Raw genomic sequence first — 26,512 nt, forward strand, 5'->3', positions numbered from 1 at the left:
GGAAGGAGGACTCACAGGCGCGATGTCACCGACCATCATCGTCGCCGGAATCGGTTCCGGCGGCGAAGACCATATTACGCTGGGTGTCTGGCGGCGGCTGCAGGAGACGCCGCGGCGCTATGTGCGGACCGCAAGCCATCCCGCGGTCCGGAAGCTCACCGAACACGGGCTGGCTTTCGAATCATTCGATCATTTCTACGAACAGTCGGATTCGTTCCCGGACGTGTACGAGCGGATCGCGGACGAGCTGATCCGGCTGGCGCAGGCGGACGGGCAGCCGCTTCTCTATGCGGTGCCGGGCCATCCGATGGTGGCCGAGCGGACGGTGCGGCTGCTCTCCGAGCGGTGCGGCGGCGCCGGCATAGCACTCGAGATCGTCGGCGGCGAAAGCTTCCTCGACCAGGCGTTCATCCGGCTCGGCTTCGATCCGATCGAAGGATTCCAGCTGCTCGACGCGGCGGACGTGAAGCCTTCCCTGCTCCGGCCGGAGCTGCATACCGTTATCGCCCAGGTGTACGACAAGTTCACCGCGTCCGACGTCAAGCTGTCGCTGATGGAGCGTTACCCGGACGATCACCCGGTGACGGTCGGGCACGCGCTGGGCGTTCCGGGCGAGGAGCGGATCGAGACCGTGCCGCTGCACGACCTGGACCGGCTGGAGGAATACGGCAACCTGACCCTGGTCTGGCTGCCGAAGTCCGACGATCCGATGCTGCGCAACCGGTCGTTCGACCGGCTGCATGAGATCGTTGCCATCCTCCGCAGCCCGGAAGGCTGTCCCTGGGATCGGGAGCAGACGCACCGGTCCATCCGGAAAAATTTCATCGAGGAAACCTACGAAGCGATCGAGGCGATCGACAACGACGATCCCGTCGGCATGCAGGAAGAATTCGGCGACGTGCTGCTGCAGGTGATGCTGCACAGCCAGATGGAAGCGGAGAACGGCACGTTCGACGTATACGACGTCATCCAGTCGCTGAACGAGAAGCTGCTGTTCAGGCATCCGCACGTTTTCGGCGAGACCGGCGCGGCGAACGCGCAAGAGGCGCTCGCGAGCTGGGAGCGGATGAAAGCGGAGGAGAGGCGGCGGAAAGGCCTCTCGGAGCGGTCGTCCGTGCTGGACGGCATCCCGCGCGATCTGCCCGCGCTCATGAAGGCGTACGCGCTGCAGAAGAAGGCGGCCAAAGTCGGATTCGACTGGCCGGAGATCGGCCCGGCGCTGGACAAGATCGGCGAGGAGTTGGGGGAGCTGCGCGAAGCGGTCGCGGCGGGGAAAGACAAGGAAGAGCAGGCGCTGGAGCTCGGCGATCTGCTGTTCGCGGCCGTCAACGCCGCGCGGTTCATCGGCGCCGACCCGGAGGAAGCGCTCGCCCGGACGAACGCGAAATTCAGCCGCAGATTCGCCTATATCGAGGAGCAGCTCAGGAAGAACGGCAAGACTTTCGGGGAAACGAATCTAGAGGAAATGGACCAATGGTGGGAAGAGGCGAAACGTAAGAACTAGGACTTTTCGACTTTTTCCCGCGTTTTCCCCGATAAATCGAAAAAAATCACGCGGTCCGGCAGGATTTTCCCATTCCCGGAAAGAATAGAAGATGCGGATGCTTTGCAATTCCGCCGCGGAGCGGCAACTTCTCCGTGCGGGACACTATTATGATGAAGGAAATCAGGAGGCTGTGAGTAGATGAACAAGACGGATCTGATCAACAACATTGCCGCGAAGAGCGGGCTGTCGAAGCGCGACGTCGAGACGGTGCTGAACGGTTTTCTGGGTGAAGTGACGGCAGCGCTGCAATCCGGGGACAAAGTTCAGCTGATCGGTTTCGGCACGTTCGAGACGCGTCAGCGCAACGGCCGCAAGGGCCGCAACCCGCAAACGGGCAAGACGATCGAGATTCCTGCATCGAAAGTCCCGGCGTTCAAAGCGGGCAACAAGCTGAAAGAAGCCGTAAAGTAATACATGAGGCTGGACAAATTCCTCAAAGTATCCCGGCTGATCAAACGGCGGACGGTGGCGAAGGACGTCTCCGAACAGGGGCGCGTCTGGATCAACGGCCGCGAGGCGAAGCCGAGCAGCACGGTCAAGGTTGGCGACGAATTGACGATCCAGTTCGGCCAGAAGACGGTGACGGTCCGGGTCGAGCGGCTCGCCGAGACGACCCGCAAGGACGATGCTGCCGGACTCTACACCTTGCTGCGTGAAGAATTCCGCCGGGAAGGCGAAGAGGAAGAGCAATAAGGCTTCACCGACAACGAAGGCCGTCTTCGGTGCCGCGGACCGCGGCGTCCGGGGGCGGTCTTTCCTTCTTGTCCGACCTGTTCTAAATCTTGTCCTTCTTCCATATCCATGGTGGTAAGGGAGGAGGCCAGACCATGATGATGGAACAGACGAAAGCGAAACGCCAGGAAATCAAAATGTTGAACCGCAAAGTGCTGGAGATCACGGGCATCCGGAACGTGGAGAGCTTCGACAGCGAGGAGTTCCTGCTCGATACCGAGCTCGGCTTCCTGACCGTGCGCGGTCAGAACCTGCACATGAAACATCTCAGCCTCGAGCAGGGGCTCGTCGCCATCGAAGGCGCGATCCATACGATCGCCTATCTCGACGGCGCGTCCGTCGACAAATCCAAAGGCTTCTTCGGGAAGTTGTTCAAGTGAGCCTGCAGGTCCAGTTTCTGACGCTCGCTTATGTGGCGCTGGCCGGCATCGGCATGGGTGCGGCCTTCGACGGCTACCGGGTCGCGGCCCGCGAGCTGAACGCCGGCCGGCTGTGGATTCCCGTGTTCGACCTCCTGTACTGGCTGCTGGCCACGCTGGTTGTTTTTCGCGTGCTGCTGACGGTCAACGAAGGCGAGGTGCGGCTGCCCGTCTTCCTCGGGTTTTTCATCGGGCTGGCCTTCTATTTCTGGCTGCTCAGCGGACCGGTCATCCGCCTGTACCGGCTGCTGGCCGCGGCCGTCCGCCGGCTCTGGCGGCTTGCCGTCCGCACCGCGGATGTGCTCGTCGTCCGGCCGCTGCGATGGCTGGTTCGGCTTTCAAATGGGATTTTCAGACTAGTCTCTGGAGCCTCTATGTATCTGTTCCGGTTTATGGTACAATTATTAAATCCAATACTTGGCTTGATCGCCCGGCTCGCGCGGCCCGTATGGCTCCCGATCAGGAAGACGGCGGCGAGGTGGGCGAAAGCGGCGGGACTTGCGCCGCTGACAGAAAGATTGGCTGCCATGATACGCCATTGGCGGAACAGACGATCTTAGGAGGTACGGCACGTGGCGGATGCCCGAAAGCATACTCCCTCCCGAACGGGCATGAAGCGGCGTTTGCGGCTCTGGTTTCTGATCGTCGCCTCGTTCATGGGGTGGGCGGTCTATACATCCGTTCAGCAGCTTGAGGCCCGGTTGGAGACAATCCAGACACTGAAAGCGCTGCAGGACCAGGTCGCGGCAGCCGAGCAGCGCCAGGCCGAACTCGAGTTCGAGATCGAACGGCTGGGCAACCCGGAATACATCAAGGAACTTGCCCGGAAAAACGGCCTCACCATGCCCGGAGAACAGCCGATCCAGGTGACGGAAAGCGGCGACTGAGCGCCGCTGGCCGCTGTTGTTTTGCATACGGCGTTCGGTTATAATCACGGATAGAACAGCCTTTCGCTGGAGCCCGAGTCAGCCGTGCCCCAAGCGTATGGAAGTGTTCTTCTTTGATCTAATCATTAGGGAGGCCAATCTTATTCATGGCAATTGAAGTGGGAGCCAAGTTAGAGGGCAAAGTAACGGGCATTACCAATTTCGGGGCATTCGTCGATCTGGCTGACGGTGTCACGGGGCTCGTGCACATTTCGGAAATTGCCGACCACTATGTCAAGGACGTGAACGACCACCTCAAGATCAACGACATCGTCACGGTCAAGGTCATCAACGTCGACAAGGACGGCAAGATCGGCCTGTCGATCAAGCAGGCCATCGATCGTCCGGAAGGCTATGTTCCTCCGCAACGCGGCGACCGGCAAGGACGTCCCGGCGGCGACCGCAGACCGGGTGGTCGCGGCGGGTTCAGATCGGCTCCCGGCAGAATGTCCTTCGAAGAAAAAATGTCCCGGTTCTTGAGAGACAGTGAGGAACGGATTTCCTCCCTGAAGAAGAACACGGAAGGCAAACGCGGAGGCCGCGGATCGAGACGCGGCTGAGGCAGCCGAATCGAATAATTGAGGATGCAGGCAGAACCGACGGGGTTCTGCCTTTTTTGATGCGTGCGGCCGCTGCCGCCGGCCGTCACGCCGCGGGAATCTGCAAAACCCCCTGTTTACAAGACACCAAAAAGTGTCGTATAGTAAATATGTCACCGAACGGTAGCATATACCAGGTCCAAGCGGGTGATTCTGCCATATAAGAAAATTGCTACTGGAGTGGTACCGTGAGCAAAGTTCAACAACGAGACGTCTTCGATGCGATTGCCGATCCGACGAGACGCCGATTGATCCAACTGCTCGCCGAGGCGGAGGATCTGCCGCTGCATGAGCTGGCCGCGCATTTTCAAATGGGACGGACCGGGGTTTCCAAGCATCTGGGCATCCTGAAAGAGGCCGGGCTTGTGAAAGACCGCAAGGCAGGCAGGGAAACCCGCTACAAGCTGGATGCGACGCCGCTGAAAGAGGTTCAGGACTGGGTCGCCTATTACAGCAACTATTGGAGTGCCAATATGATGCGTTTGGGCCAATTGCTCGAGGAGGAGGATGAGGAAGCATAAGTTTTTCCTTGAACATGGATTTTCAGTTTGAGACGACGGTCGAGAAGCTGTGGTCTGCCTTGACGGACTCCAGGAAACTGGCCAAGTGGATCGCGGAGAATGATTTCAAACCGGTCGTCGGGCACCGCTTTCAGTTTCGTCATCAGCCAACTGAATATTGGGACGGGATCGTGAACAGCGAAGTGCTGGCCGTGGAAGAACTGCATCGGTTATCTTTCTCATGGGTGGTCGGCGAGGAGAGGCATACGGTGACGCTGACCCTGGACGATCTGGGGAACGGCAAGGTTCATCTTCGTCTCGAACAGACGGGACTCTCGAACAAGGCCTCGCTGGCCGGCGCCAAATACGGCTGGACGGCCTGGGTCGAGAAACTGGAGCGGGTGCTCTCGGAGCAAGAAGCGGCCGGTTAAGGCAACTTGCACCGGCTGACGGAAGAGAGATGTGGACATGGGTTTTCTGCAAGACAACCTGATTCCGTTTTTAAGGCAGCGCGAGATCGTCTTCCGGGAAAGCCGCAGAGAGGCAGATGATGTTGTGAGCTTCCTGTTCGACAAGCCGGATGATCTGGCCTGGAAGGCGGGCCAATACGGGCTGCTGATGATCACGCACAAGAAAATCAAAAACGCGACGAAACCGTTCAGCGTCTCGTCCGCGCCCGCCGAGAACGTCATCCGCATCACGACGGTTGTGCGGGACAACCCGAGCGCGTTCAAGCGGGCGCTGCTGGAGCTTTCGCCCGGCATGAAGGTGACGCTGCGCGGTCCCGTGGGGCCTTTTTATCCGACAGACAAGGCTCCCGTGCTGTTCATCGCGGGCGGCATCGGGATTACGCCGATTCGCTCCATCCTGAAACAGATCGAGGCGGAGGGAAGCGGGGGTGAGCGGCAAATCCGGCTGCTTTACGTGGACAGCCATCGGCGGCATCTGTTCAAAGACGAACTGGACCGGATCGCCGACCGGTCCGCCGTCAGCATCGACTACCTGGACTCGCGCGACGGGCTGTACCGCGAGCTCGACCGGCTGGCCGACGCGTACCGCAAGGACGGCAGCATCATGATCGCGGGACCGCAATCGATGGTGAATCCGCTTGCGGCGGAGCTGACAAACCGGAAAATTCCGAAGCGGAACATCGTCAAAGACGCGTTCTTCGGCTATTGACGGAAGGAAAGATCCGCTGGCGTTCGCCACATGAAGCCAGGATCGGACGGAAGCCGCGCCGCTTTCGTCCGCGGATTTTGCCGGTCCGTCGGACCTTCAAATTTCTCGTGATGCGGGCGAATGCAGGCGCGGCGGGCATTCGCCCTTTGTCGTCCGCCCTGGCGGAGGCGCGCTGCTTGTGTCGGAAAAAAAATAGCCGCCGCCTACCGAATATGACAAACTCCTGAAGGTACCCCGCCTATAATAGGAGTCACTTCTCGCGTCCGCTGCGGGCAAGTGCGGACAAGCATATTCGGATGGGTGGTGCTGTTCAAGATGGACAAGCAGAATATTGTGCCGCTTCCCGGGACCGGCAGCCGGCACGGCGGCGGCCGGTCGAAGCTCGGGCACAGATGGCGGAAGCTATCGTCATCGGCCTCGCAGCTGTTCCTGTCCCGGCGCTGGACGATGCTGATCGCCGTGGTCGGCCTGCTGCTCGGCCGCGCCGCGATATTGGACACGCTCGCGCCGTTCGCGGCCGCCTATTTCGCCGTAATCTACTTCCTGCGCCGCGATGCGGCCTTCACCGCCGCGCTTGCGCTCATCGCCGGCAGCTGTCTGGCCGCCGCACCCCAGGCCTGGTCGACCGCGGCCGAGCTGCTCGTGTTCTACCTGCTCGTGCGCGGGATGGAGGCGTACGAGCGCGCTGAAATATCCTATGCGCCGCTGCTCGTTTTTATATCCGCCTTGCTGGTGCAATTGTTCGGCGTCGTGCTGGACAAGGCGCTGACCGGCTACCAGCTGCTTATGGTCGGGGTTGAGGCGGGCCTGGCTTTCGTGCTCACCCTCGTCTTTATCCAGGCGGTTCCCGTCCTGATGCTGACGAAGAAGCCGGCTCTGCTGCGCAATGAAGAGATCATCTGCCTGATGATTCTGCTCGCTTCGATCATGACGGGCGCGGCCGGCTGGACGGTCTATGGTCTGGAGATCACGCACATCCTGTCGCGCTACGTCCTGCTCTTGTTCGCGCTGACCGGCGGCGCCCTGCTCGGCGCGTCGGTCGGCGTGATCGCCGGGCTCATCCTCAGCCTGGCCGATTTCGGCGCCGTCCTGCAGATGAGCCTGCTCGCGTTCGCGGGGCTGCTCGCCGGCCTGCTCCGGGAAGGCGGCAAGCCGGCCGCGGCTTTCGGCATGCTGCTCGGGACGACGATCCTGTCCGTCTATGTCGGCGGAACGGAAGGCGCGCTCACTTCGTCGTGGGAATCGGCAGCCGCCGCGTTGCTGTTCCTGATGACGCCGCGCGCGCTGCTGAAGACGATCTCCCGCTATGTGCCGGGCACGGCCGAGCATGCGCGGTCGCAGCACGAATACGCCCGCCGGGTCCGCGACGTGACCGCGCAGCGGGTGACGCAATTCTCCGAAGTGTTCTGTCAGCTCGCGGAAAGTTTCGCCGAGACGGCCGATGTCGAACCGTTCGGCCGGCGGCAGCAGGAACGGGTTCACTTCGTCAACGCCGCGGCCGAGGCGGTCTGCGCGACCTGCTTCCGGCAGCAGCAATGCTGGGAGGGAAAGTTCCAGCAGACGTACCGGCTCATGAAAGAAATGACGGCGTCCGTCGAGCGCGAACGGCCGCAGCTGGGCGAGGAGCTGCCGGAGACGTGGACCAGGCACTGCGTCAAGCCGCATCAGGTGCTCGCCGTGCTGCGTCAGCAGGTTGAGCTGGTCGAACATGACCGGCTGTGGCGGAAGCGCATCCGGGAGTCGCGCCGCCTGGTGGCCGACCAGCTGTCGGGCGTCTCGCGGATCATGCAGGATCTGGCGCGGGAGATCCGCCGGGAAGGCCAGGAGATGCACCTGCAGGAAGAGCAGATCCGCGAGGCGGTGGAAGGACTCGGCCTGTCGATCCGCAGCGTCGAGATCATCAGCCTGGAGGAAGGCAACGTCGAGATCGAAATCGCCCATACGTTCCCGCGGGGGTTCGATGAATGCCGGAAAATGATCGCGCCGCTGCTGACCGACATCCTCGGCGAACCGATCGCGGTGAAATCGGAGCGCCTGCCGGAGCTCAGCGGGGAGCCGTCGATTGTGACGTTCGCATCGGCGAAGGCGTATGAAGTGGAGACCGGCGTGGCCGGAACGGCCAAGGGCGGCGGGCTGCTGTCGGGCGACAGCTACAGCACGGTGGAGCTGGCGAACGGCAAGTTCGCTGTGGCCGTGAGCGACGGCATGGGCGGCGGCGAGCGGGCGCGGCTGGAGAGCCGCTCGGCGCTGGACATGCTGCATCAGCTGCTGCAGTCGGGGATGGACGAGAAGCTGGCGATCCAGACGGTCAATTCGGTGCTGCTCCTCCGCTCGGCCGACGAAATGTTCGCGACGGTGGATGTGGCGCTCATCGACCGGTACACGGCGAAGACGACGTTCCTGAAGGTCGGCTCCACGCCGAGCTACATCAAGCGGGGCAACGACGTCATCCCGATCACCGCCGGCAATCTGCCGATCGGCATCCTGCAGGAGATCGACGTCGATCTCGTCCGCGTGCAGCTCTATCCCGGCGACACGCTGATCATGATGACCGACGGCGTGTACGACGCGCCGGGGCACGCGGTGAACAAGGAGATCTGGATGAAGCGCATCATTCAGGAGCTGAAGGCGGAAGATCCGCAGCAGATGGCGGAAGAGCTGCTCGACACGGTGCTGCGCAGCAGCCCGGACGAAATCCGCGACGACATGACGATCGTCGTCGCCAAGGTGCGGAGGTTCCAGCCGGAATGGGCGACGTTCCGCTGGCCGGGGCTGACAAAGCTGGAGCGTCCGAGGACGGTAAGCTGAAAAAGTCTGAAACATTTTCGCGTCATGCAAATCTCTCGCCGAAGTTTACCTCTCTTCCATATCGGGCATGCTGTTAACAGAATCGATAGATTCGAGATTCGAAGGAGGGGCTTCGGCCATGAGACAATTGTTGCTGATCACGGACGGCTGCTCGAACGTCGGGATGAGCCCGGTCGTCGCGGCGGCCCATGCGAAGGCGGAAGGCATTACGGTGAATGTGATCGGGGTGGTGGAACGCGGCGAATCGATTTCTTCCGCGGAAGTCGAGATCGAGGAAATCGCGCGCGCCGGCGGCGGCATGAGCCGGCTTGTTGATACGCGCCAACTGTCGCAGACCGTGCAGATGATGACGCGCAAGACGGTCGTGACGACGATCCAGCAGGCGGTGAACAAGGAGCTCCGGCAGGTGTTCGGCGCGGAATCGATCGAGGCGCTGCCTCCGGAGCGGCGCGGCGAAGTCGTGCGCGTCATCGACGAGCTCGGCGAATCATCGCCGCTGAAAGTCGCGTTGCTCATCGACACGAGCGCGAGCATGCGTCCGAAGCTGGCGGCGGTCGAGGAAGCGATCCGCGATCTCGTGCTCAGCCTGCAGTCACGCTCCGGACGGAGCGAGATTGCCGTGTTCCATTTTCCCGATTCGGAAAACGGCGAGGGCTGCGTCTGCGATCTGGACTGGACGGACAACATCGCCGGCGTGAAACGCATTCTGCCGCGGCTGGCCATGCGCGGCACGACGCCGACCGGACCGGCGATGATGCAGGTCATTGATTTTTTCCGTCAGGGCGATTATGGTAGAACCATCAGAGGCGAAATGGACGGGATGACAGGTGAAGACGTCGTCTGAACTTCGGCTGGCGCCCGGCACGGTCATCACGGGCAAATGGAATCGCGGCCGGTACCGGGTCGAGCGCCTGCTCGGAGAGGGGGCGAACGGCAAGGTTTACCTGGTGGAACACAGCCGCCGCCTGTATGCGATGAAGGTCGGCGGGGACGCGGTGGATCTGCAGTCCGAGATCAACGTTCTCCGCAGCCTGGCATCCCGGCGGCGGAGAACGGAACCGTTCCTGCTCGCCGTCGACGATTATGTCCATGAAGACGGCGCGGAATATCCGTTCTACATCATGCGGTATGTGCGCGGCAGCGTGCTGCACGAATATTTGCAGCGCGAAGGCGCGGACTGGTTCCCGCTCGTCGGGTACAATCTGCTCGGCAAGCTGGCCGAGCTGCACGAAGCGGGCTTCGCGTTCGGCGATCTGAAGCGGGAGAACGTGCTGGTCGGCAGCTACGGCCGCGTGGAGCTGGTCGATTACGGCGGCGCGACGGCGATCGGCAAGAGCGTCCGCCAGTTCACCGAGCTGTACGACCGCGGGTACTGGAATGCGGGCAGCCGGACGGCCGAAGGGACCTACGACCTGTTCTCATTCGCGGTGCTGTGCCTTCATCTGTTCGAAGGCCGGCGGCTGCTGCAGCTGACGAAGACGCTGCTGCCGCAGAACCGCTCGCCGGCGGATTTGATCCGGCTGACAACCGGCCATCCGGCGCTGAAACCGTTCGCCGGCTGGCTGGCCCGCGCGCTGCGCGGCGAATTCGCTTCCGCGCGGGAAGGTGCCGCCGCCTGGCAGCGGATCATGTACGGCGGAGGCGTGAAGATGAACCGGAAGCGGGCGCCCTCGGGCTGGGCGGCCGGCCTGTTCGCCTGCACGATGATCGCGCTGGCGGCGGCGATCGTATGGATGATGACGGAAGGCGTGCTCCCGACCGGGCTGTCGTGACGGAGTCCGGCGCATGCGGCATGCTTCTTCGCCATGCGCACATTTGCAGGTGGGGGGACGGCAGGATGGATCTGGCGGCGCGCATCCGGCGGACGGCGGAGCGGGAAGGGCTCTGGCAGCCGGGCGATACGATACTGGCCGCCGTATCGGGCGGTCCGGATTCGACGGCGCTGCTGCATCTCTTGCGGCGGCTGTCCGGCGAATGCGGCTTCAGGCTCGCGGCGGCCCATGTCAATCACGGCTTCCGCGGCGAGGAATCGGCGCGGGAAGCGGAATTCGTGCGCCGGCTGTGCGAAGAACTCGGCGTGCCGCTCGACGCGGTCGAATACGATCTTCCTTCTTATATAGAAGAGACGGGGATGAACGCACAAGCGGCGGCGCGGGAGAAGCGGTACGCGTTCCTGCGATTGGCGGCGGCGCGGAGGGGCGCATCGCGGATCGCGCTGGCGCACCATGCGGACGACCAGGCCGAGACGGTGCTCATGCGGCTGCTGCGCGGGGCCGGGACGTCCGGCATCGCCGGCATGCCGATGAAGCGGCGCGAAGGAAATGTGGAACTGATCCGGCCGCTGCTTCGTATATCCAAATTGGAGCTGCTGCAGTACTGCGCGCGTGAAGGGCTTGTCTATTGCGAGGACAGCAGCAACCGCAAGACGGTGTACTTCCGCAACGCCGTCCGGCTGGAGATTCTGCCGTTCCTCGAGCGATACAACCCGAACGTGTCCGCGTCGCTCGTGCGGCTGGCCGAGATCAGCCGCGCGGAGGACGACTTCCTGACGCGGGAAGCGGAACGTGCGATGGCCGGACTCGTGCGCCGGGAACAGGGCGGATTTGCCATGGAACGCGGCGCGTTTCTCGGCCTGCATGTCGCTTTACAAAGAAGATTGATTACTCTAATATTAATCTATCTGGGGGTGGAAAAAGGGTCCATCCCGTTCGAACGGATCGACGCTATCCGGGAAGCCGCCGCGGAAGGCTCGCCGACGACATCGGTGATCGAGGCCGGCCGCGGCGTCCGCTTCTTGCGGGAATACGACGTGCTGCGGTGGATGACGGGCGATGCGGCTGCGGACGACGCCGGGTTCGAGTATGAAGTGGCGGCGGATGTCGGCGAGCTTGCGGTGCCCGAAGCGGGCGGCCGGCTCGTCTTCCGCCGCATTCTCCGCGCGGCGGGCGAACCGCTGCCCTCGCCGGGCGCGGAGTCCCGCTGCGCGGCGCTGTTCGACGAAGACGCCGTCGCTTATCCGCTTCGCGTTCGTTCCCGCCGGCCCGGCGACCGGATGCGCCTCTCCGGTTTAAACGGCTCCAAAAAGGTGCAAGATATTTTCGTTGACGGCAAGGTTGCGCGGGCAAGGCGCAGCCGGATTCCGCTTGTTGTGGATGCCGAAGGCCGGCTGCTCTGGATTGCCGGCATCCGGCGATCGGCGGATGCACCGGTGACGGAGGACACGACGCGCATACTGCGGATCGAGTGGCAGGATGATACATTGGAGGTCTGGCGTTGTTAAGCGACATTCAGGAAATCTTGTATGACGAAGAGCAGATCCGGCATAAAGTAATTGAAATGGGCCGTCAGCTCAGCCGCGATTTCAAGGATCAGAATCCGTTGGTCATCTGCATTCTGAAAGGCGCATTCATCTTCATGGCCGATCTGGTGAAAGCGATGGACATTCCGCTGGAGATCGATTTCATGGCCGTCTCCAGCTACGGCGCGTCCACGAAATCGTCCGGCGTCGTCAAGATCGTGAAAGATCTGGACGTGCCGGTGGAAGGACGCGATGTGCTCATCGTCGAGGACATCATCGACAGCGGCCTTACCCTCAGCTATCTGATCGATGTGCTCGAACGCCGCAACGCGAAGTCCGTGACGGTCGCGACGCTCTTCGACAAGCCGTCCGGCCGGACGGTCGAACTCGAAGCGAACTACGTCGGCTACACGCTGCCGGATGCATTCGTTGTCGGTTACGGACTCGATTACGCGGAGAAATACCGCAACCTGCCGTTCATCGGCATTCTGAAGCCGGAAGTCTACAGCCGATGACTCCGGAGAACGTTCGTCGGCGGAGCTGCCCAACCGGGGGCGTTCCCGCGCCATGCCTCCTCACGGTCGTGTTGTGATGGCAAGACGTGCTATGGTAAAATAGTTGAAGCGCCTTGAGAGGAGGTAGGGGATGAATCGGTTCCTGAAGAATACGGGATTCTATCTGATCATCTTTCTCGTTACCGTCGGAATCGTCCATTTCATCAGCAACCAGAATGAAACGACCGAGCGGAAATCATACGACGAACTGCGCCAGCTGATCAAGGCGGACAATGTCGAAGAACTGACGCTCCGGTATGACGGCGCTTCGTATCTCGCCACGGGCAAATACCGCATGCCTCCCGCCGGGGTGCAGCAGAACGCGTTCTACTCCCGGATACCGGCGGAAGAATTTGCGATCGAGGAAATCAAGGACGCTTCCGAACAGAACGGGTTTAGATTATATGTGGAGAAGCAGCAGGGCCAGAGCATCTGGCTGACGTTCCTCACCTCCATCATACCGTTCGTCATCATGTTCATCCTGTTCTTCTTCCTCATTAATCAGGCGCAGGGCGGCGGCGGCAAGGTGATGAACTTCGGCAAGAGCCGTGCGCGTCTATATAATGAAGACAAGAAGCGGGTGACATTCGAGGACGTCGCGGGCGCCGACGAGGAGAAGCAGGAGTTGGTCGAAGTCGTCGAGTTCCTGAAGGATCCGCGCAAGTTCGCCGCGGTCGGCGCGCGCATTCCGAAGGGCGTGCTGCTCGTCGGCCCGCCGGGTACGGGCAAGACGCTGCTTGCCCGCGCGGTGGCCGGCGAAGCGGGCGTGCCGTTCTTCAGCATTTCCGGCTCCGACTTCGTGGAAATGTTCGTCGGTGTCGGCGCATCCCGCGTTCGCGACCTGTTCGAGAACGCGAAGAAGAATTCCCCGTGCATCATATTCATCGACGAGATCGACGCCGTCGGCCGGCAGCGGGGCGCCGGTCTGGGCGGCGGCCATGACGAACGCGAGCAGACGCTCAACCAGCTGCTCGTCGAGATGGACGGGTTCGGAGCGAACGAAGGCATCATCATCATCGCGGCGACGAACCGTCCGGACATTCTCGACCCGGCGCTGCTGCGCCCGGGCCGCTTCGACCGCCAGATTACGGTCGACCGTCCGGACGTGAAGGGACGCGAGGCGGTGCTCAAGGTGCACGCCCGCAACAAGCCGTTGGCGAAGGATGTCAATCTCGAGACGATCGCGAAGCGGACGACCGGGTTTACCGGCGCCGATCTGGAGAACCTGCTGAACGAGGCGGCGCTCCTGGCGGCCCGTCGGAACAAGCGGGAGATCGCGATGGTCGAGGTGGACGAGGCGATCGACCGCGTCATCGTCGGTACGGAGAAGCGCAGCCGCGTCATCAGCGACCGCGAGAAGCGGATCGTCGCGTACCACGAAGCGGGGCACACGGTCATCGGCTATTTCCTGGAACACGCGGACATGGTCCACAAGGTGACGATCATTCCGCGGGGCCGGGCGGGCGCCTACGTCATCATGCTGCCGAAGGAAGATCGAATGCTCGTCACGAAGCAGGAATTGCTCGACAAGGTGACCGGGCTGCTCGGCGGCCGGGTCGCGGAAGAGCTGTTCATCGGCGAGATCGGCACCGGCGCCTATAGCGACTTCAAACAGGCGACGTCGATCGTGCGCAGCATGATCATGGAATACGGCATGAGCGAGAAGCTCGGCCCGATGCAGTTCGGCAACTCGCAGGGACAGGTGTTCCTCGGCCGCGACCTCGGACACGAGCAGAACTACTCCGACGCGATCGCCTACGAGATCGACCAGGAGATGCAGCGCATCATCAACGAATGCTACACGCGCGCGAAGGAACTGCTCACCGCCAAGTCGCGGGAAGTGAAGCTCATCGCCGAGACGCTGCTTGAAGTCGAGACGCTCGAACTCGAACAGATCAAGCGGCTGATCGAGACCGGATCGCTGGACGGTGGTGCCGGCGGCGAAGGCGGCAGCGGCGAGGGCAATGCGGAGCCGAAGGAGACGAGCAGCGAGCCGGCAGTCGATACGCTGGGCAATGTGCGTGTCCGGATTCAATCGAAGGAGCCGGGCGAGGATACGCTGCCTCCGGGCGGCGACGACGGCAGCGGCGACAAGCGCGGCTGAACCGTCCCGGCATTTCAGCGACGGACAAGTCGACACAACCGCCTCGGCGCGGCCGAACAGGCCGCTGCCGGGGCGATTTTTGTGGTTCCGGCGGCGTGCGAAGGTCCTCAGGCGTCGGCATGCTCCATCCGGCGGGCTTGCGGTTGTGTCTATTTGTTGACAGAGTCCTGCACCCCGTGTAAATTAGGTGATAATCAAATGGTTTTGCGGCCGGATGGCCACACTATGACTGTTCCATCGCATATGCGAATTCGTGAAATTTGGCACAAATTACAGCGCGGATCGGACAGCGGTGTCAAGCGCGCCTCGGCGGGAACATCGGCGTCATGCGCGCGGCTCGAAGGAGAGGATCGACAGAGATGGAAGCATTGGCGCTCGAGCGGAGGGCGGAACAGAACCGCGAACTCCGCGAACGGCTTGAGCAGTTGAAGAAGGAACGCAACGCCATCATTCTGGCGCATTATTATCAGCGCGACGAAATCCAGGAAGTGGCCGATTTCCGCGGCGACTCGTTCCTGCTGGCGCAGAAGGCCGCCCAGACCGACGCTGAAGTTATCGTTTTTTGCGGCGTCCACTTCATGGGCGAGAGCGCGAAGATTCTGGCGCCGGACAAGACGGTTCTCATTCCCGACGAGCGGGCCGGCTGTCCGATGGCGGACATGGTCAACGTCGACGGCCTCCGGAAGCTGAAGGCGCAGCATCCGAACGCGACGGTCGTCACCTACATCAACTCGTCCGCCGAAGTGAAGGCCGAGACCGACATCTGCTGCACGTCGTCGAATGCCATCAAGGTCGTCAATTCGGTGCCGACGGACGAAGTCATCTGGGTGCCGGACAAGAATCTCGGCCATTACGTCCAGCAGCACACGGACAAGAAGATGATCATCTGGGAAGGCTACTGCAATACGCATGACATGCTGACGGTGAAGGACATCGAAGAGATGAAGGCGCAGCATCCGAACGCCATCGTCGCCGTCCATCCCGAGTGCCGCCCGGAGGTCGTCGCCATGGCCGACTTCGTCGGCAGCACGACGGCGATCATCAAATTCTGCCGCGAGTCCGAGCACAAGGAATTCATCATCGGCACGGAAGACGGGACCGGCTACCAGCTTCGCAAGGACAGCCCGGACAAGATTTTCCACTTCGCATCGAAATATCTCGTCTGCCCGAACATGAAGGTCAACAACCTGAAGAAGCTGGTCAAATGTCTCGAAAATATGCATCCGCAGGTTTATGTGCCGCCGCATATCGCAGACAAGGCAAGGCTGTCTCTGGAGCGCATGCTGCAAGTGAAGTAGCATGCGCTGCTTCTTCGCTTACCCCTCGCACGCATTCCAAGCCGCATGATACGGATGAACGCATCGGAGGAACGGATATGATCCCGCGATATTTGGTCGACGTGGCGCCGGACGAGCTGCCCGTCATCGAGAAGGACGTCATCGTGATCGGGGCCGGCATCGCCGGTCTTTTTACCGCCATCAAGGCGAGCGAACGGCATTCGGTGCTCATGATCACGAAGAAGTCGCTGATGGACAGCAACACCCGCTATGCGCAGGGCGGCATCGCCGCCGTCATTTCCGACGAAGATTCGCCGGCGCTTCACCGGCAGGACACGCTCATTGCGGGCGCCGGTCTGTGCTCGCACGAGGCGGTCAATGTGCTGGTGCATGAAGGGCCGGAAGGCGTCCGCGAACTTGTCCGGATGGGCGCTCAGTTCGATCAGGAGAACGGCGGGTTCGCCCTGACGAAGGAGGGCGCCCACAGCCAGCGGCGCATCCTGCACGCGAACGGTGATGCGACGGGATTCGAGATCGTGCGCGCATTATCGGAGAAGGCGCTGTCCAACCCGAACATTGAGGTGTGGGACGATCACTTCGCCATCGATCTGATTACGGATGACGGGGAATGCCACGGCGCGCTCGTGCAGAAGCCGGACGGCTCGCGGCTCATCGTCCGGGGCAAGGCGACCGTGCTGTGCACGGGCGGCACCGGTCAGTTGTACCGCTATACGACGAACCCGGAGGTCGCGACGGGCGACGGCATCGCGATGGCGTACCGCGCGGGCGCGGAGATCCGGGATATGGAATTCGTCCAGTTCCATCCGACGGCGCTCTGCTATCCGGGGGCTCCCCGGTTCCTCATCTCGGAGGCGGTGCGCGGCGAAGGCGCGGTGCTGCGCAACATCAACGGCGAGCGGTTCATGTCGCGGTACCATCCGCAGCTGGAGCTGGCGCCGCGCGACATCGTCGCCCGCGCGATCGTCAGCGAGATCGAGCGGACGAAGTCGACGTTCGTGTACATCGACATCACGCATGAGCCGGCCGAACTGGTGCGCCGGCGGTTTCCGACCATTTATGAATATTGCCTGCAATACGGCCTCGACCTGACGAGCGACTGGATTCCGGTCGCGCCGGCGGCCCACTACATGATGGGCGGTGTGAAGACCGACCTGTACGGCGAGACGAACATCCGGCGCCTGTTCGCCTGCGGGGAGTGCTCGTCAACCGGCGTGCACGGCGCCAACCGGCTGGCCAGCAACTCGCTGTCCGAAGCGATCGTCTTCGGCCGCCGCATCGTGGAGCGGATCGGGCAGCTCGGGCCGCTGTCCTCAGCGCCGAAGTTCGAAAGCGGGGAAACGCGCACGCAGCCGTCCACCCAGGCGGCCATCGAGAAGCGGCTCAAGCTGCAGAAAATCATGCTGCGCTACTCGGGACTCAGGCGGGACGCGAACGGGCTCAACAAAGGGCTGCTGGAGCTGAAACGGCAATTGTCCATCTTCCATACGGTGCTGACGAAGCGCGAGGAGTACGAATTCGCGAACCTGCTCACCTGCGCGCTGCTCACGACGCAGGCGGCGCTCGCCCGCGAAGAGAGCCGCGGCGCGCATTACCGGGAAGACTTCCCCGAGCGGGACGATCTGCTCTGGCGCAAGCATATTGTCCTGCATCGCGAGCGGGGGATGACGGAGGAGCGGATCGAACATGTTTGAACTGGACCGTTACAATGAAGCGATCCGGGGCATGATCCGCGGATGGCTGGACGAAGATATCGGATACGGCGACATTACGACGGAATCGACGATTCCGGCAGGCAGCCGGCACAAGGCTGTCATTCATATGAAGGAAGACGGCGTGCTCGCCGGACTGCCCGTCGCCCGGCTCGTCTTCCATATTGTGGACCCGACCCTGGAATTCCGCGCCCTTGCGGAAGACGGGCAGAAGGTCGCCAGGGGAACGGTCATCGCCGAAGTCGTGGGCAGCACCCACAGCATTCTGACGGGCGAACGGCTGGCGCTCAATCTGCTGCAGCGGATGTCGGGCATCGCGACGAAGACGCGCCGGTTCGTCGACGCGCTCGAGGGACTGCCGGTCCGGCTCGTCGACACGCGCAAGACGACGCCCGGCCACCGGCTGCTCGAGAAGTACGCGGTCCGCATGGGCGGCGGCGCGAACCACCGGTTCGGGCTCTATGACGCCGTCATGATCAAGGACAACCATATCAAGGGAGCCGGGGGCATCCGCGCGGCGGTCGCCGCAGCGCGGGCGCGCATTCCGCATACGATGACCATCGAAGTGGAGACGGAGACGATCGAGCAGATCGTCGAGGCGCTGGATGCCGGCGCTGACATCATCATGCTCGACAACATGCCTCCCGCCAGGATGGCGGAAGCGGTCAAGCTCATCCGGGAGCGGGCGCCGCATGTGAAGATCGAGGCGTCGGGCGGGGTCAGGCTCGACACGATCCGGGAGATCGCGGCGACGGGCGTCGACATCATTTCGGTCGGCGGGCTGACGTACTCCTTCGATTCGCTCGACATCAGCCTCGATCTCGGAGACAAGAAGCCGGGAGGGAAGCAGGCATGATTCTCGCGGCGGATGTCGGCAACACGAACATGGTGCTCGGCATTTTCCGGGGATCTGAATTGCTGCACCATTGGCGGCTCAGCACGAACCGGACGGCGACGGCCGACGAGTACGGGATGATGTTCCACAATCTGTTCCATTACGCGGGGCTCCGGATGGAAGACACCCGGGGCATCATCATCTCTTCGGTCGTGCCGCCGCTGATGCGGACGCTGGAACAGCTGTGCCGGCAATATTTCCGCAAGGCGCCGCTGTTTGTCGGCCCCGGGGTGAAGACCGGGCTCAACATCCGCTACGAGAACCCGCGCGAAGTGGGCGCGGACCGGATCGTCAACGCGGTGGCCGCGATCGAGAAATACGGCGCGCCGGTCATCGTCGTGGACTTCGGCACGGCGACCACCTTCGATTATATCGACGCCGGCGGCAACTATGTGGGTGGCGCGATCGTGCCGGGCCTCGCCATCTCGGCCGAGGCGCTCTATCAGCGGGCGGCGAAGCTGCCGCGCATCGAACTGACCCGGCCGCGCAGCGTCATCGGACGCAACTCGGTCGCGTCGATGCAGGCGGGCATGGTGTTCGGCTATGCCGGCCAGGTGGACGGCATCGTCCGCCGCATCCGGGCGGAGAGCCGCACGAACGCCCGGGCGATCGCGACGGGCGGGCTGGCGGAGCTCATCGCGCCCGAGACCGAGACGATTTCGGTCGTCGATCCGCTGCTGACGCTGGACGGGCTCAGATTAATCTATGAACGGAATCAGGACGACAGCGGAGGGAGAGTCGAATCATGAACGAATCACGCGGCGCGGATGACGTGCTGGTGCGCGGCATCGCGTGGGGCGGCGGGCTCCGCGCGTACGCGGTGCGGACGACCGGCCTCGCGGGCGAGCTGCAGCGCCGCCACGGCACGTATCCGACGGCGACGGCGGCACTCGGCCGGGCGGCCACGGCCGGCGCCATGATGGGCGCCATGCTCAAGGGCGAGGAGAAGCTGACCGTACAGGTCAAGGGGGACGGTCCGCTCGGCCAGATTGTCGTCGACGCGAACGCGAAGGGCGAGGTGCGCGGCTACGTCGACAACCCGCAGGTTCACCTGCCGCCCAACGCGCAGGGCAAGCTGGATGTCGCCGGCGCCGTCGGCCGCAGCGGATATATCCATATCGTGAAAGACCTCGGCCTCAAGGAGCCGTACCGCGGCAGCGTGCCGATCGTATCCGGCGAGCTGGGTGAAGATTTCACCTACTACTTCGCCTCGTCGGAGCAGACGCCGTCCGCCGTCGGACTCGGCGTGCTGGTCGATGTCGACGGCAGCGTGTTGCACGCCGGCGGCTTTCTCCTGCAGATCATGCCGGGCGCGGAGGAGCAGGATATCACCCGGCTGGAGCAGCGTCTGCAGGAGATGCCCCATGTGACGTCTCTCCTGGACCGGGGCGAGACGCCTGAGTCGATTTTGCGCTTTTTGACGGATGACGATGTGCAGCTGCTGGACGCGATGCCGATCGTCTTCAAGTGCAATTGCTCCCGCGAGCGGGTGGAGCGGACGCTCGTCAGCATGGGCGAAGCGGAGCTTGCGGCGCTGATCGAGGAAGACGGGCGGGCGGAAGTGACCTGCCATTTCTGCAACTCGGCGTACGAATTCGATCGGCACGAGCTGGAGAAGTTGCTGGAACAGGCCAAGCCCAAGCAGGATGTGTAAGATCGGAAGGCGGACCATGGAAAATGAGAAAGAACCAGATACTGAAGGCGGTCATCGTCCTTCAGACGGTCTGTCTGATCGCGCTGGCGGCGCTGGTGTCGGTGAAATGGCCGTCAGCGCGCGGCGACGATTCACAGGATGGCCCGGCGGGCGGCCATAACGCCGGGGACCGGATGAGCCGGCCGGTTGCGGAGATCGGCGGCCGGACAATTACGGCGGACGAGCTTGCGGATCAGCTCATGCGGGAGCACGGCTCGTCCGTTCTGCGCCGGATGCTGGTGCGCGAAGCGATCCGGCTGGAAGCGGAGGCTTACGGCATCTCCGTATCGGAGCGGGAACTGGAAGAAGAATTGGAAGACATGATGTCGGGCTACGGAGACGAGGAAGCGTTCTACGAAGCGATGCGCGAGCAGCTCGGCATGAGCCCGGAAGAGGTGAGGGCGGACGCGGAAGAGCGGCTGCTGCTCGAGAAAATCGCGGTCCGTCCGATTCTGATTACGGATGAGGAAGTGGAGGCATACATACGCGATCATCCGGAATTGCTCGAACCGAAAGTGCGGCTGACATTCTCCTGGATCGTGACGGCGGAGCAGGACGAAGCGGAGGCGGTGCTGGACCGGCTGAAAAAGGGCGAACCGTTCGAGGAGCAGGCCCGCATCTACTCCATCGACGACTATACCGCGGAGTACGGCGGTTTCTACGGCACGGTGGAAGCGGATGACCCGTTCCTTGACGCGGAGGTCACGGAGCTGGCCGCATCGCTGGCGCCCGGCGAGATCGGCGGCCCCGTCGAAATCGCGGACGGATGGGCGGTCATCCGCCTCGAGGACCGCGAGGTCGAGGAACGACCGGACGACCGCAGGCTGCGGGAGCAGGTGCGGATGCAGCTCGGACTCGCGGCGGCGCCGTCGCTCAAAGAAGTCGAAGAAGCGCTGCTCGGCAAGTACGGCGCCAGGATCCTCGACGACGAACTGGCAGACCGGGGAAGCGCGGAATTCCGGCACGAAACTGGCTATTGACAATTCCGATTAGACATTGTTAAGATGGAAGAAAGCTAAACCCTACTAATTCGGTCGGAAATAAAGGAGGTTCTGTCATCATGCCAAAGATTGTAAACAGTGTTACGGAACTGATCGGGGATACGCCGCTTGTGCGCTTGAACCGGCTCGTGCCGGAAGGCAGCGCTGAAATTTATGTTAAGCTGGAGTATCAAAACCCGGGCGCCAGCGTCAAGGACCGGATCGCCATCAGCATGATTGAAGAAGCGGAGAAGGAAGGCCGCATCAAGCCGGGCGACACGATCGTCGAACCGACGAGCGGCAACACGGGCATCGGTCTGGCCATGGTCGCCGCGGCGAAAGGTTACCGCGCGGTTCTCGTCATGCCGGAGACGATGAGCATCGAGCGCCGCAACCTGCTGCGCGCTTACGGCGCCGAACTGGTGCTGACCCCCGGTTCGGAAGGGATGAACGGCGCCGTCCGCAAGGCGGAAGAACTCGTCGCTCAAAACCCGTCCTGGTTCATGCCGCAGCAATTCAAGAACCCGGCGAACGTCAAGATCCACCGCGAGACGACCGGTCCGGAAATCGTCGAAGCGATCAACTCGCTGGACGGCAAGCTGGACGCCTTCGTCGCCGGCGTCGGCACGGGCGGCACGATCTCGGGCGCCGGCGAAGTGCTGCGGAGGCATTTCCCGCACATCAAGATCTACGCGGTTGAGCCGGCGGCATCCCCGCTGCTCTCCGGCGGCAAGCCCGGCCCGCACAAGATCCAGGGTATCGGCGCGAACTTCGTGCCGGACATCCTGAACCGCGAAATCTACGACGGCGTCATCACGGTCGAGAACGAAGAAGCGTTCGAGACGGCTCGCCGTGCTGCAAGGGAAGAAGGCATTCTGTGCGGCATCTCGTCCGGCGCAGCCATCTTCGCCGCGCTGAAGGTGGCGAAGGAGCTCGGCGCAGGCAAGCGCGTCGTCGCCGTCGTGCCGTCGAACGGCGAACGCTATCTGTCCACGCCGCTGTTCAACTTCGAAAACTGATTCCCGCTTGAATTACCAACAAGCCCTCACCCGGCCGTTAGGGTGGGGGTTTTTTCATGCATCCGCAGGCCTGCAAATCCCCCGCGAATCCGGTATGATGGTGTTACACGAATGAAGCGAGGTTGCTGCGATGGCCGAAATCGAGAATCAAGCCCGGTTCGCCGAATCTTTACGCGCGGGCGTCGCTTCCCTGAAATCCCGTCCCGGCTACAAAACGGTTCGGCGAAACCGCAAGTCCCCCGCCGCCCAACCGGAATCGTATCTGGACAAAATCGCGGTGCAAATCGGCGTCTCGACCAGCACGCTGAAAAGCTGGATCGGCCAGATGGGACGGAAGTACGTCCCCGGACGCGTGGAGGACGGGAAGCTGTTCGGCCTCCTGTGGATCGTGCTCCGGGACGGCGACCGGCAGACCGACTGGCTCGTCCAGGTTCTCGGCACGACATCCATCCCGGTGTTCACGCCGCCCGCCGAGGGCTGGGTCAAGGCGTGCTTGCGCAAAGCGAAGGTGCTCTTGCCGAACGGCGCGTTCGGAGCGCCGGAGGAGGCGGAGATCGACCGCGTCATCGCGCGCCTGTTCCCGGACGCCCGGGACGAGCGGCCCGTTGCGGCTGGCGGACCGGCAAGGTCCGCGGCGGAGGCCGCCCGGGAAGGGGCCGGGGCGGGGACGGTTCAGCCGCAGCCCGCGGTTGGGGCCGCACCGGAACGGTCCGCCGGCATCCGGCACAATCTGCCGACGCGCTGGTCGAACCGGTTCATCGGCCGCAGGACGATTCTCGACATCCTGAATCGGTGGATGCATACGGCGTCTCCCCTGTGTCTCATCACAGGCTGGAGCGGCGTAGGCAAAAGCACGATCGCGCTGGAAGCGGCGTACGCCTGTCTCGGAGAAACGCGCGGAGAGGCGGCGATCACGGAATCTCCGTGGCCGCGCGTCTCTTGCGCGATCTGGATCAGCGCCGACCTGAAGGGATTGAGCTACAGCTACTTCCTGGACACGATCGCCTATCAGCTGGGAAGGGCGGAGCTGCTCGGACAATCGGAGAACGAGAAGCAGTTCGTCGTGCGGAACGCCCTCGCCCATTATGCGACCGAAGGAACCATCCTGCTGATCGTGGACAACGTGGGCGCGTCGGATCGGGACATTCTGTTCTTCCTGGCCAATCTGCCGCAGGGGACCAAGGCGATCATGACCTCGCGCGATCACCGGCACAATCTGTTCCACGACGTGTCCCGCGATGTGCTCGCCATTCAGGTCGGGGGCATGGAGCGGGAGGATGCGCTGCGCTATCTGCGCCAGGAGACGCAAGTCCACCTCGCCGCCAGCTCCGGTGAACCCGGACGCGGCAACTTGCGGCAGCTCCTCGAATCGGACGACGACATGCTGGCGCAGCTGGTCGAAGCGGCGAACGGCAACCCGAAGGCGCTGTCCCTCTGCATCGCCTACATCGCGGACGGCGTCATCCCCGTCCGGTCGTTCATCCGGGAAGTGCAATCGGCCGGCTACTCGCTCGCCTCGCTGTTCGATTATCTGTTCGGCCACACCTGGGAACGATGCCCGGACAGCGTGAAGAAACTGTGGATGGCGCTCCCGCTGTTCCAGACGCCGCCCGGCGAGCGGAGCTGGGCGGCGGCGGCCGGCCTGAACCGCCGGGCGTTCCATCAGGCGGCGGACCAGATGCGTGCGTACGCGCTGATCACCGCGGAACGATCGGACGACGAGCTGCGCTACCGCGCCCACCAGACGGTCGTGGTGTACGGGGAGCAGAAACTCCGGGAACACGACGAATTCCGGACCGAAGCGCAAGCCCGCTGGCTGGCGGACTACCTGGACTATGTCGAAAACCATCTGGCGCGCCAGCCGGCCGGGCATATCTATTGGAGCAGCCTTCCCGGCAGCGGTTACGCGCGGGTCCGGAAGGAATGGCCCAATCTGTACAAGCTGCTGCAATGGTGCGAAGAGACGGGAAATGACGATTATTTGACCGCGTTCATGCTCAGAATGGCGCATTTCCTCAGCCGGATCAGCCTGCCGCTGCGCATCCGGTTCGGACTGAAAGCGGCGGAGGCCGCGGGCAGGCTGAACCGCGGGCTGCAGGAGGCGCTTTTCCGGATCGATACGGTCGGCTGGGCCTGTTTCGAGATCGGACGGAGCGAAGAGGGGTTTGCGCAGGTTAAGCGGGGACTCGCCATCGCGGAAAGCGCGGCGGGACCGGCATCCGATCCCGCGGAACGGGCGGAGCGCGATGATCTGCGCTCCCTGGGCCTCCAGTTCGAGGCGCGATATCATGCGGACCGCGGGGAGCTGGAGCGGGCGCGGACGCTGCTCGAAGAAGCGATGGCCATCCCGGCTTCGCCGGTCATCCGGCACCGCGCGCTGCTGCTGAAGGGAAACCTCGCGATGCTGCTTCGGGACGACGAGCAGGCGGTTGCGGATCTTGAAGAGGCGAACCGGATCAGCCTCACCTACGGCGGCGAGAAATCGATCGAGCCCAATTACCTGCTCGGCGTGGCGTATGTGTATCAAGGCGAATACGGGAAAGCTCTTGGGGCATTCGATGCGTTTCTTTTCGATCCGGACAGGGCCAACCAGATTGAACGGATTTATCATGAATACGGCATGGCGCAGCTCTTCGCGGCGCAGCATCGGCATGAAGAAGCCTTTGACCTGGTGAGCAGCGCGTTGAACCGTATCGATGCGTGGGAGCCCGGCATTCGGATCCGTCCGGAAGTGAAGGCGTTGCGAGACCGGCTGCTGGAAACGATCGGGGGCGGGCAGTTGCATTAGGGGTGAAAAAAGTACAGCGGAGCTGTACCTTTTTTGTCCGAATGCGGAGAAAAAGGCCAGCGCTGCTTGCTTTCAGTCGGAGGAGGATTCGTGTACAGTGGGAATAATAGCGTCAGTATGACAGGAGGTTCCGTTTCCCATGAGCACGATGAAAGCATGCGTGATCGAAGGTCCCCGCAGCGCGGCGGTCCGGGAAGTGCCCATTCCCGAGCCCGGCCCCGGCGAAGTGCTGATCCGTGTCGAGCGCGCCGGTATCTGCGGGACGGATGTCCACATTTATAAAGGGGAATATGTCTCCCCGTATCCGATTATTCCCGGGCACGAGTTCTCCGGCACGATTGCCGGACTCGGCGGAGGTGTCGACGGGTTTGCGATCGGCGACCGGGTCACTGCGGAGCCCAACATCCATTGCGGCCGTTGTGCGTACTGCCTGTCCCAGCGCGGCAACCATTGCGTGAGCTGGCAGGCGGTCGGAGTCACCCGGGACGGCGCCATGGCAGAATACGTCACGGTTCCGGCCCGCAATGTGTTCCGTCTGCCGGACGGGATGAGCTTCGCCGAAGGTGCGTTCATCGAACCGCTGGCTTGCGTCGTTCACGCGATGAACCGTCTGCAGCCTGCCCCGGGCGCCCGGACGCTCCTGTTCGGTGCCGGCGCGATGGGACAGCAGCTCATTCAGGCGCTCGTCCATGCCGGCGTATCCGATCTCGCGGTCGTCGACATCGCCGAGGATAAGCTGGCGATGGCCGCAGAGTGGGGAGCAACCCGGACGTTCCTGAGCGGTCAGTATGACGAAGCCGAATTGCTGGAAGATTTCCCGCGCGGGTTCGACATTGTCGTGGATGCCACCGGTATCCCGCAGGTCATTGAGCAGGCACTGAAGTATCTCGGTCCAGCGGGAAAATATCTTCAGTTCGGGGTAACGGCCAGGACAGCGACCATCCAGCTCAGTCCATTCGATCTGTTCCAACGCGACTGGACCCTCATCGGATCGATGGCGACGAACAATACGTTCCAACAGGCGCTGCAATGGGCGAAGGCGAAGCGCATCCGGCTTGAGCCGCTCGTCACGAGCGTCATCGGGCTGGACGATCTGCCGCATCTGTTCGAGCATGGCGCGCGCCCGGATGATCTCAAAGTGCAGATTCAGATCGGCTGACCGTCCGATCGTCGAGCGGCACCTCGCGTTGTATACGCGGGTGCCGCTTTTTCAGTACGGCGTGCCCAGAAAGCACGTATCTTCTAGCCGGTGAAAGTCCGGCCACGGGAGGGGCCAAGCCCCCGTGTAGCCAGGATGCCTGCGTACGGCGAAATCCGTGCGTAGAAGCGTATCGACGAAAGTACCTGTCAGAGACAGGGCGAGCAACATGTCAGGCCGTAACATCAAGTGAATCCTGCCGCGTCGTCAAAAAGGCCTCGCAAGAGGGAAAAGAGGAAGCCGAGCCCCGCGTACATGGGCGAAGGC

The 26,512-nt window shown here is 62.7% G+C and carries 25 protein-coding genes; all 25 read left to right on the forward strand.

The genetic code is table 11. The features are described from left to right. Positions 1-22 precede the first annotated feature (22 nt). The 25 genes from yabN to C6W55_RS02425 all read left to right on the forward strand — a co-directional run bounded on the left by yabN (position 23) and on the right by C6W55_RS02425 (position 26,206). On the forward strand, positions 23-1,504 hold the full coding sequence (yabN, locus tag C6W55_RS02305) for a bifunctional methyltransferase/pyrophosphohydrolase YabN (RefSeq protein ID WP_286891252.1): 1,482 nt from the start codon (positions 23-25) through the stop codon (positions 1,502-1,504). A 180-nt stretch (positions 1,505-1,684) separates the two neighbouring features. Beyond that, entirely contained in the window at positions 1,685-1,957 is a 273-nt protein-coding gene (locus C6W55_RS02310) for an HU family DNA-binding protein (RefSeq protein WP_015256437.1), read from the forward strand. A gap of 3 nt (positions 1,958-1,960) precedes the next feature. Next, positions 1,961-2,239, forward strand: a complete 279-nt coding sequence (locus tag C6W55_RS02315; protein WP_015256436.1) for an RNA-binding S4 domain-containing protein — start codon at positions 1,961-1,963, stop codon at positions 2,237-2,239. 137 nt (positions 2,240-2,376) lie between these two features. Continuing rightward, positions 2,377-2,658: a sporulation protein YabP gene (gene yabP / locus C6W55_RS02320; protein ID WP_041854644.1), complete on the forward strand. Its 282-nt coding sequence runs from the start codon at positions 2,377-2,379 to the stop codon at positions 2,656-2,658. Next, positions 2,655-3,257: a spore cortex biosynthesis protein YabQ gene (gene yabQ / locus C6W55_RS02325; protein WP_286891253.1), complete on the forward strand. Its 603-nt coding sequence runs from the start codon at positions 2,655-2,657 to the stop codon at positions 3,255-3,257. Before yabP ends, yabQ begins: the two co-directional genes overlap by 4 nt. A 12-nt stretch (positions 3,258-3,269) precedes the next feature. Next, the gene (locus C6W55_RS02330; RefSeq protein ID WP_286891254.1) at positions 3,270-3,584 is read left to right on the forward strand and encodes an FtsB family cell division protein; all 315 of its coding nucleotides are present in this window, start codon (positions 3,270-3,272) and stop codon (positions 3,582-3,584) included. Between the two features lie 146 nt (positions 3,585-3,730). Further along, complete coding sequence (locus tag C6W55_RS02335; protein WP_286891255.1) at positions 3,731-4,183, forward strand: S1 domain-containing RNA-binding protein; 453 nt, start codon at positions 3,731-3,733, stop codon at positions 4,181-4,183. A gap of 227 nt (positions 4,184-4,410) precedes the next feature. Beyond that, positions 4,411-4,743: an ArsR/SmtB family transcription factor gene (locus tag C6W55_RS02340; protein ID WP_286891256.1), complete on the forward strand. Its 333-nt coding sequence runs from the start codon at positions 4,411-4,413 to the stop codon at positions 4,741-4,743. Beyond that, positions 4,740-5,153 carry an SRPBCC family protein gene (locus tag C6W55_RS02345; protein ID WP_286891279.1) on the forward strand — a complete coding sequence of 138 codons (414 nt, stop codon included), beginning with the start codon at positions 4,740-4,742 and terminating at the stop codon, positions 5,151-5,153. The genes C6W55_RS02340 and C6W55_RS02345 overlap by 4 nt, the downstream gene beginning before the upstream one ends. Positions 5,154-5,190: 37 nt before the next feature. Continuing rightward, complete coding sequence (locus C6W55_RS02350) at positions 5,191-5,901, forward strand: FAD-dependent oxidoreductase (protein ID WP_286891258.1); 711 nt, start codon at positions 5,191-5,193, stop codon at positions 5,899-5,901. 315 nt (positions 5,902-6,216) lie between these two features. Beyond that, positions 6,217-8,709, forward strand: a complete 2,493-nt coding sequence (spoIIE, locus tag C6W55_RS02355) for a stage II sporulation protein E (RefSeq protein ID WP_286891259.1) — start codon at positions 6,217-6,219, stop codon at positions 8,707-8,709. Between the two features lie 118 nt (positions 8,710-8,827). Next, on the forward strand, positions 8,828-9,553 hold the full coding sequence (locus C6W55_RS02360) for a vWA domain-containing protein (RefSeq protein WP_286891261.1): 726 nt from the start codon (positions 8,828-8,830) through the stop codon (positions 9,551-9,553). After that, a complete protein-coding gene (locus C6W55_RS02365) occupies positions 9,537-10,481 on the forward strand; it encodes a protein kinase domain-containing protein (RefSeq protein WP_015256427.1) in 945 nt (314 codons plus the stop codon). The genes C6W55_RS02360 and C6W55_RS02365 overlap by 17 nt, the downstream gene beginning before the upstream one ends. A 65-nt stretch (positions 10,482-10,546) precedes the next feature. Further along, entirely contained in the window at positions 10,547-11,989 is a 1,443-nt protein-coding gene (tilS, locus tag C6W55_RS02370; protein WP_015256426.1) for a tRNA lysidine(34) synthetase TilS, read from the forward strand. After that, a complete protein-coding gene (gene hpt / locus C6W55_RS02375; protein WP_015256425.1) occupies positions 11,983-12,522 on the forward strand; it encodes a hypoxanthine phosphoribosyltransferase in 540 nt (179 codons plus the stop codon). The genes tilS and hpt overlap by 7 nt, the downstream gene beginning before the upstream one ends. 130 nt (positions 12,523-12,652) lie before the next feature. Beyond that, complete coding sequence (gene ftsH, locus C6W55_RS02380; protein WP_286891264.1) at positions 12,653-14,665, forward strand: ATP-dependent zinc metalloprotease FtsH; 2,013 nt, start codon at positions 12,653-12,655, stop codon at positions 14,663-14,665. A gap of 359 nt (positions 14,666-15,024) precedes the next feature. Further along, a complete protein-coding gene (gene nadA / locus C6W55_RS02385; protein ID WP_015256423.1) occupies positions 15,025-15,963 on the forward strand; it encodes a quinolinate synthase NadA in 939 nt (312 codons plus the stop codon). Between the two features lie 77 nt (positions 15,964-16,040). Then, positions 16,041-17,654, forward strand: coding sequence for an L-aspartate oxidase (gene nadB / locus C6W55_RS02390; protein WP_286891267.1), 1,614 nt, complete (start codon positions 16,041-16,043; stop codon positions 17,652-17,654). Next, a complete protein-coding gene (nadC, locus tag C6W55_RS02395) occupies positions 17,647-18,528 on the forward strand; it encodes a carboxylating nicotinate-nucleotide diphosphorylase (RefSeq protein WP_286891268.1) in 882 nt (293 codons plus the stop codon). Before nadB ends, nadC begins: the two co-directional genes overlap by 8 nt. After that, positions 18,525-19,316 (forward strand): type III pantothenate kinase, encoded by a 792-nt coding sequence (locus C6W55_RS02400; protein WP_286891270.1) that lies wholly within the window; start codon positions 18,525-18,527, stop codon positions 19,314-19,316. Before nadC ends, C6W55_RS02400 begins: the two co-directional genes overlap by 4 nt. Next, complete coding sequence (gene hslO, locus C6W55_RS02405) at positions 19,313-20,221, forward strand: Hsp33 family molecular chaperone HslO (RefSeq protein ID WP_286891272.1); 909 nt, start codon at positions 19,313-19,315, stop codon at positions 20,219-20,221. Before C6W55_RS02400 ends, hslO begins: the two co-directional genes overlap by 4 nt. Before the next feature lie 23 nt (positions 20,222-20,244). Continuing rightward, on the forward strand, positions 20,245-21,240 hold the full coding sequence (locus tag C6W55_RS02410; protein WP_286891273.1) for a peptidylprolyl isomerase: 996 nt from the start codon (positions 20,245-20,247) through the stop codon (positions 21,238-21,240). Positions 21,241-21,320: 80 nt separating this feature from the next. After that, the gene (gene cysK, locus C6W55_RS02415; protein WP_286891274.1) at positions 21,321-22,259 is read left to right on the forward strand and encodes a cysteine synthase A; all 939 of its coding nucleotides are present in this window, start codon (positions 21,321-21,323) and stop codon (positions 22,257-22,259) included. Between the two features lie 130 nt (positions 22,260-22,389). After that, positions 22,390-25,047, forward strand: coding sequence for an ATP-binding protein (locus C6W55_RS02420; RefSeq protein WP_286891276.1), 2,658 nt, complete (start codon positions 22,390-22,392; stop codon positions 25,045-25,047). Between the two features lie 139 nt (positions 25,048-25,186). Further along, on the forward strand, positions 25,187-26,206 hold the full coding sequence (locus C6W55_RS02425; protein WP_286891277.1) for a zinc-dependent alcohol dehydrogenase family protein: 1,020 nt from the start codon (positions 25,187-25,189) through the stop codon (positions 26,204-26,206). Positions 26,207-26,512: the final 306 nt, after the last annotated feature.

Source organism: Thermobacillus sp., from assembly GCF_003390775.1.
Classification (GTDB): Bacteria; Bacillota; Bacilli; order Paenibacillales; family Paenibacillaceae; genus Thermobacillus; species Thermobacillus xylanilyticus.

What these genes read in the sequence shown, in the direction of transcription:
- yabN (WP_286891252.1), top strand. Translation starts at nt 23, where the DNA reads ATGTCACCGACCATCATCGTCGCCGGAATCGGTTCCGGCGGCGAAGAC.
- C6W55_RS02310 (WP_015256437.1), top strand. Translation starts at nt 1,685, where the DNA reads ATGAACAAGACGGATCTGATCAACAACATTGCCGCGAAGAGCGGGCTG.
- C6W55_RS02315 (WP_015256436.1), top strand. Translation starts at nt 1,961, where the DNA reads ATGAGGCTGGACAAATTCCTCAAAGTATCCCGGCTGATCAAACGGCGG.
- yabP (WP_041854644.1), top strand. Translation starts at nt 2,377, where the DNA reads ATGATGGAACAGACGAAAGCGAAACGCCAGGAAATCAAAATGTTGAAC.
- C6W55_RS02335 (WP_286891255.1), top strand. Translation starts at nt 3,731, where the DNA reads ATGGCAATTGAAGTGGGAGCCAAGTTAGAGGGCAAAGTAACGGGCATT.
- C6W55_RS02350 (WP_286891258.1), top strand. Translation starts at nt 5,191, where the DNA reads ATGGGTTTTCTGCAAGACAACCTGATTCCGTTTTTAAGGCAGCGCGAG.
- spoIIE (WP_286891259.1), top strand. Translation starts at nt 6,217, where the DNA reads ATGGACAAGCAGAATATTGTGCCGCTTCCCGGGACCGGCAGCCGGCAC.
- C6W55_RS02360 (WP_286891261.1), top strand. Translation starts at nt 8,828, where the DNA reads ATGAGACAATTGTTGCTGATCACGGACGGCTGCTCGAACGTCGGGATG.
- tilS (WP_015256426.1), top strand. Translation starts at nt 10,547, where the DNA reads ATGGATCTGGCGGCGCGCATCCGGCGGACGGCGGAGCGGGAAGGGCTC.
- ftsH (WP_286891264.1), top strand. Translation starts at nt 12,653, where the DNA reads ATGAATCGGTTCCTGAAGAATACGGGATTCTATCTGATCATCTTTCTC.
- nadA (WP_015256423.1), top strand. Translation starts at nt 15,025, where the DNA reads ATGGAAGCATTGGCGCTCGAGCGGAGGGCGGAACAGAACCGCGAACTC.
- nadB (WP_286891267.1), top strand. Translation starts at nt 16,041, where the DNA reads ATGATCCCGCGATATTTGGTCGACGTGGCGCCGGACGAGCTGCCCGTC.
- nadC (WP_286891268.1), top strand. Translation starts at nt 17,647, where the DNA reads ATGTTTGAACTGGACCGTTACAATGAAGCGATCCGGGGCATGATCCGC.
- C6W55_RS02400 (WP_286891270.1), top strand. Translation starts at nt 18,525, where the DNA reads ATGATTCTCGCGGCGGATGTCGGCAACACGAACATGGTGCTCGGCATT.
- hslO (WP_286891272.1), top strand. Translation starts at nt 19,313, where the DNA reads ATGAACGAATCACGCGGCGCGGATGACGTGCTGGTGCGCGGCATCGCG.
- C6W55_RS02410 (WP_286891273.1), top strand. Translation starts at nt 20,245, where the DNA reads ATGAGAAAGAACCAGATACTGAAGGCGGTCATCGTCCTTCAGACGGTC.
- cysK (WP_286891274.1), top strand. Translation starts at nt 21,321, where the DNA reads ATGCCAAAGATTGTAAACAGTGTTACGGAACTGATCGGGGATACGCCG.
- C6W55_RS02420 (WP_286891276.1), top strand. Translation starts at nt 22,390, where the DNA reads ATGGCCGAAATCGAGAATCAAGCCCGGTTCGCCGAATCTTTACGCGCG.
- C6W55_RS02425 (WP_286891277.1), top strand. Translation starts at nt 25,187, where the DNA reads ATGAGCACGATGAAAGCATGCGTGATCGAAGGTCCCCGCAGCGCGGCG.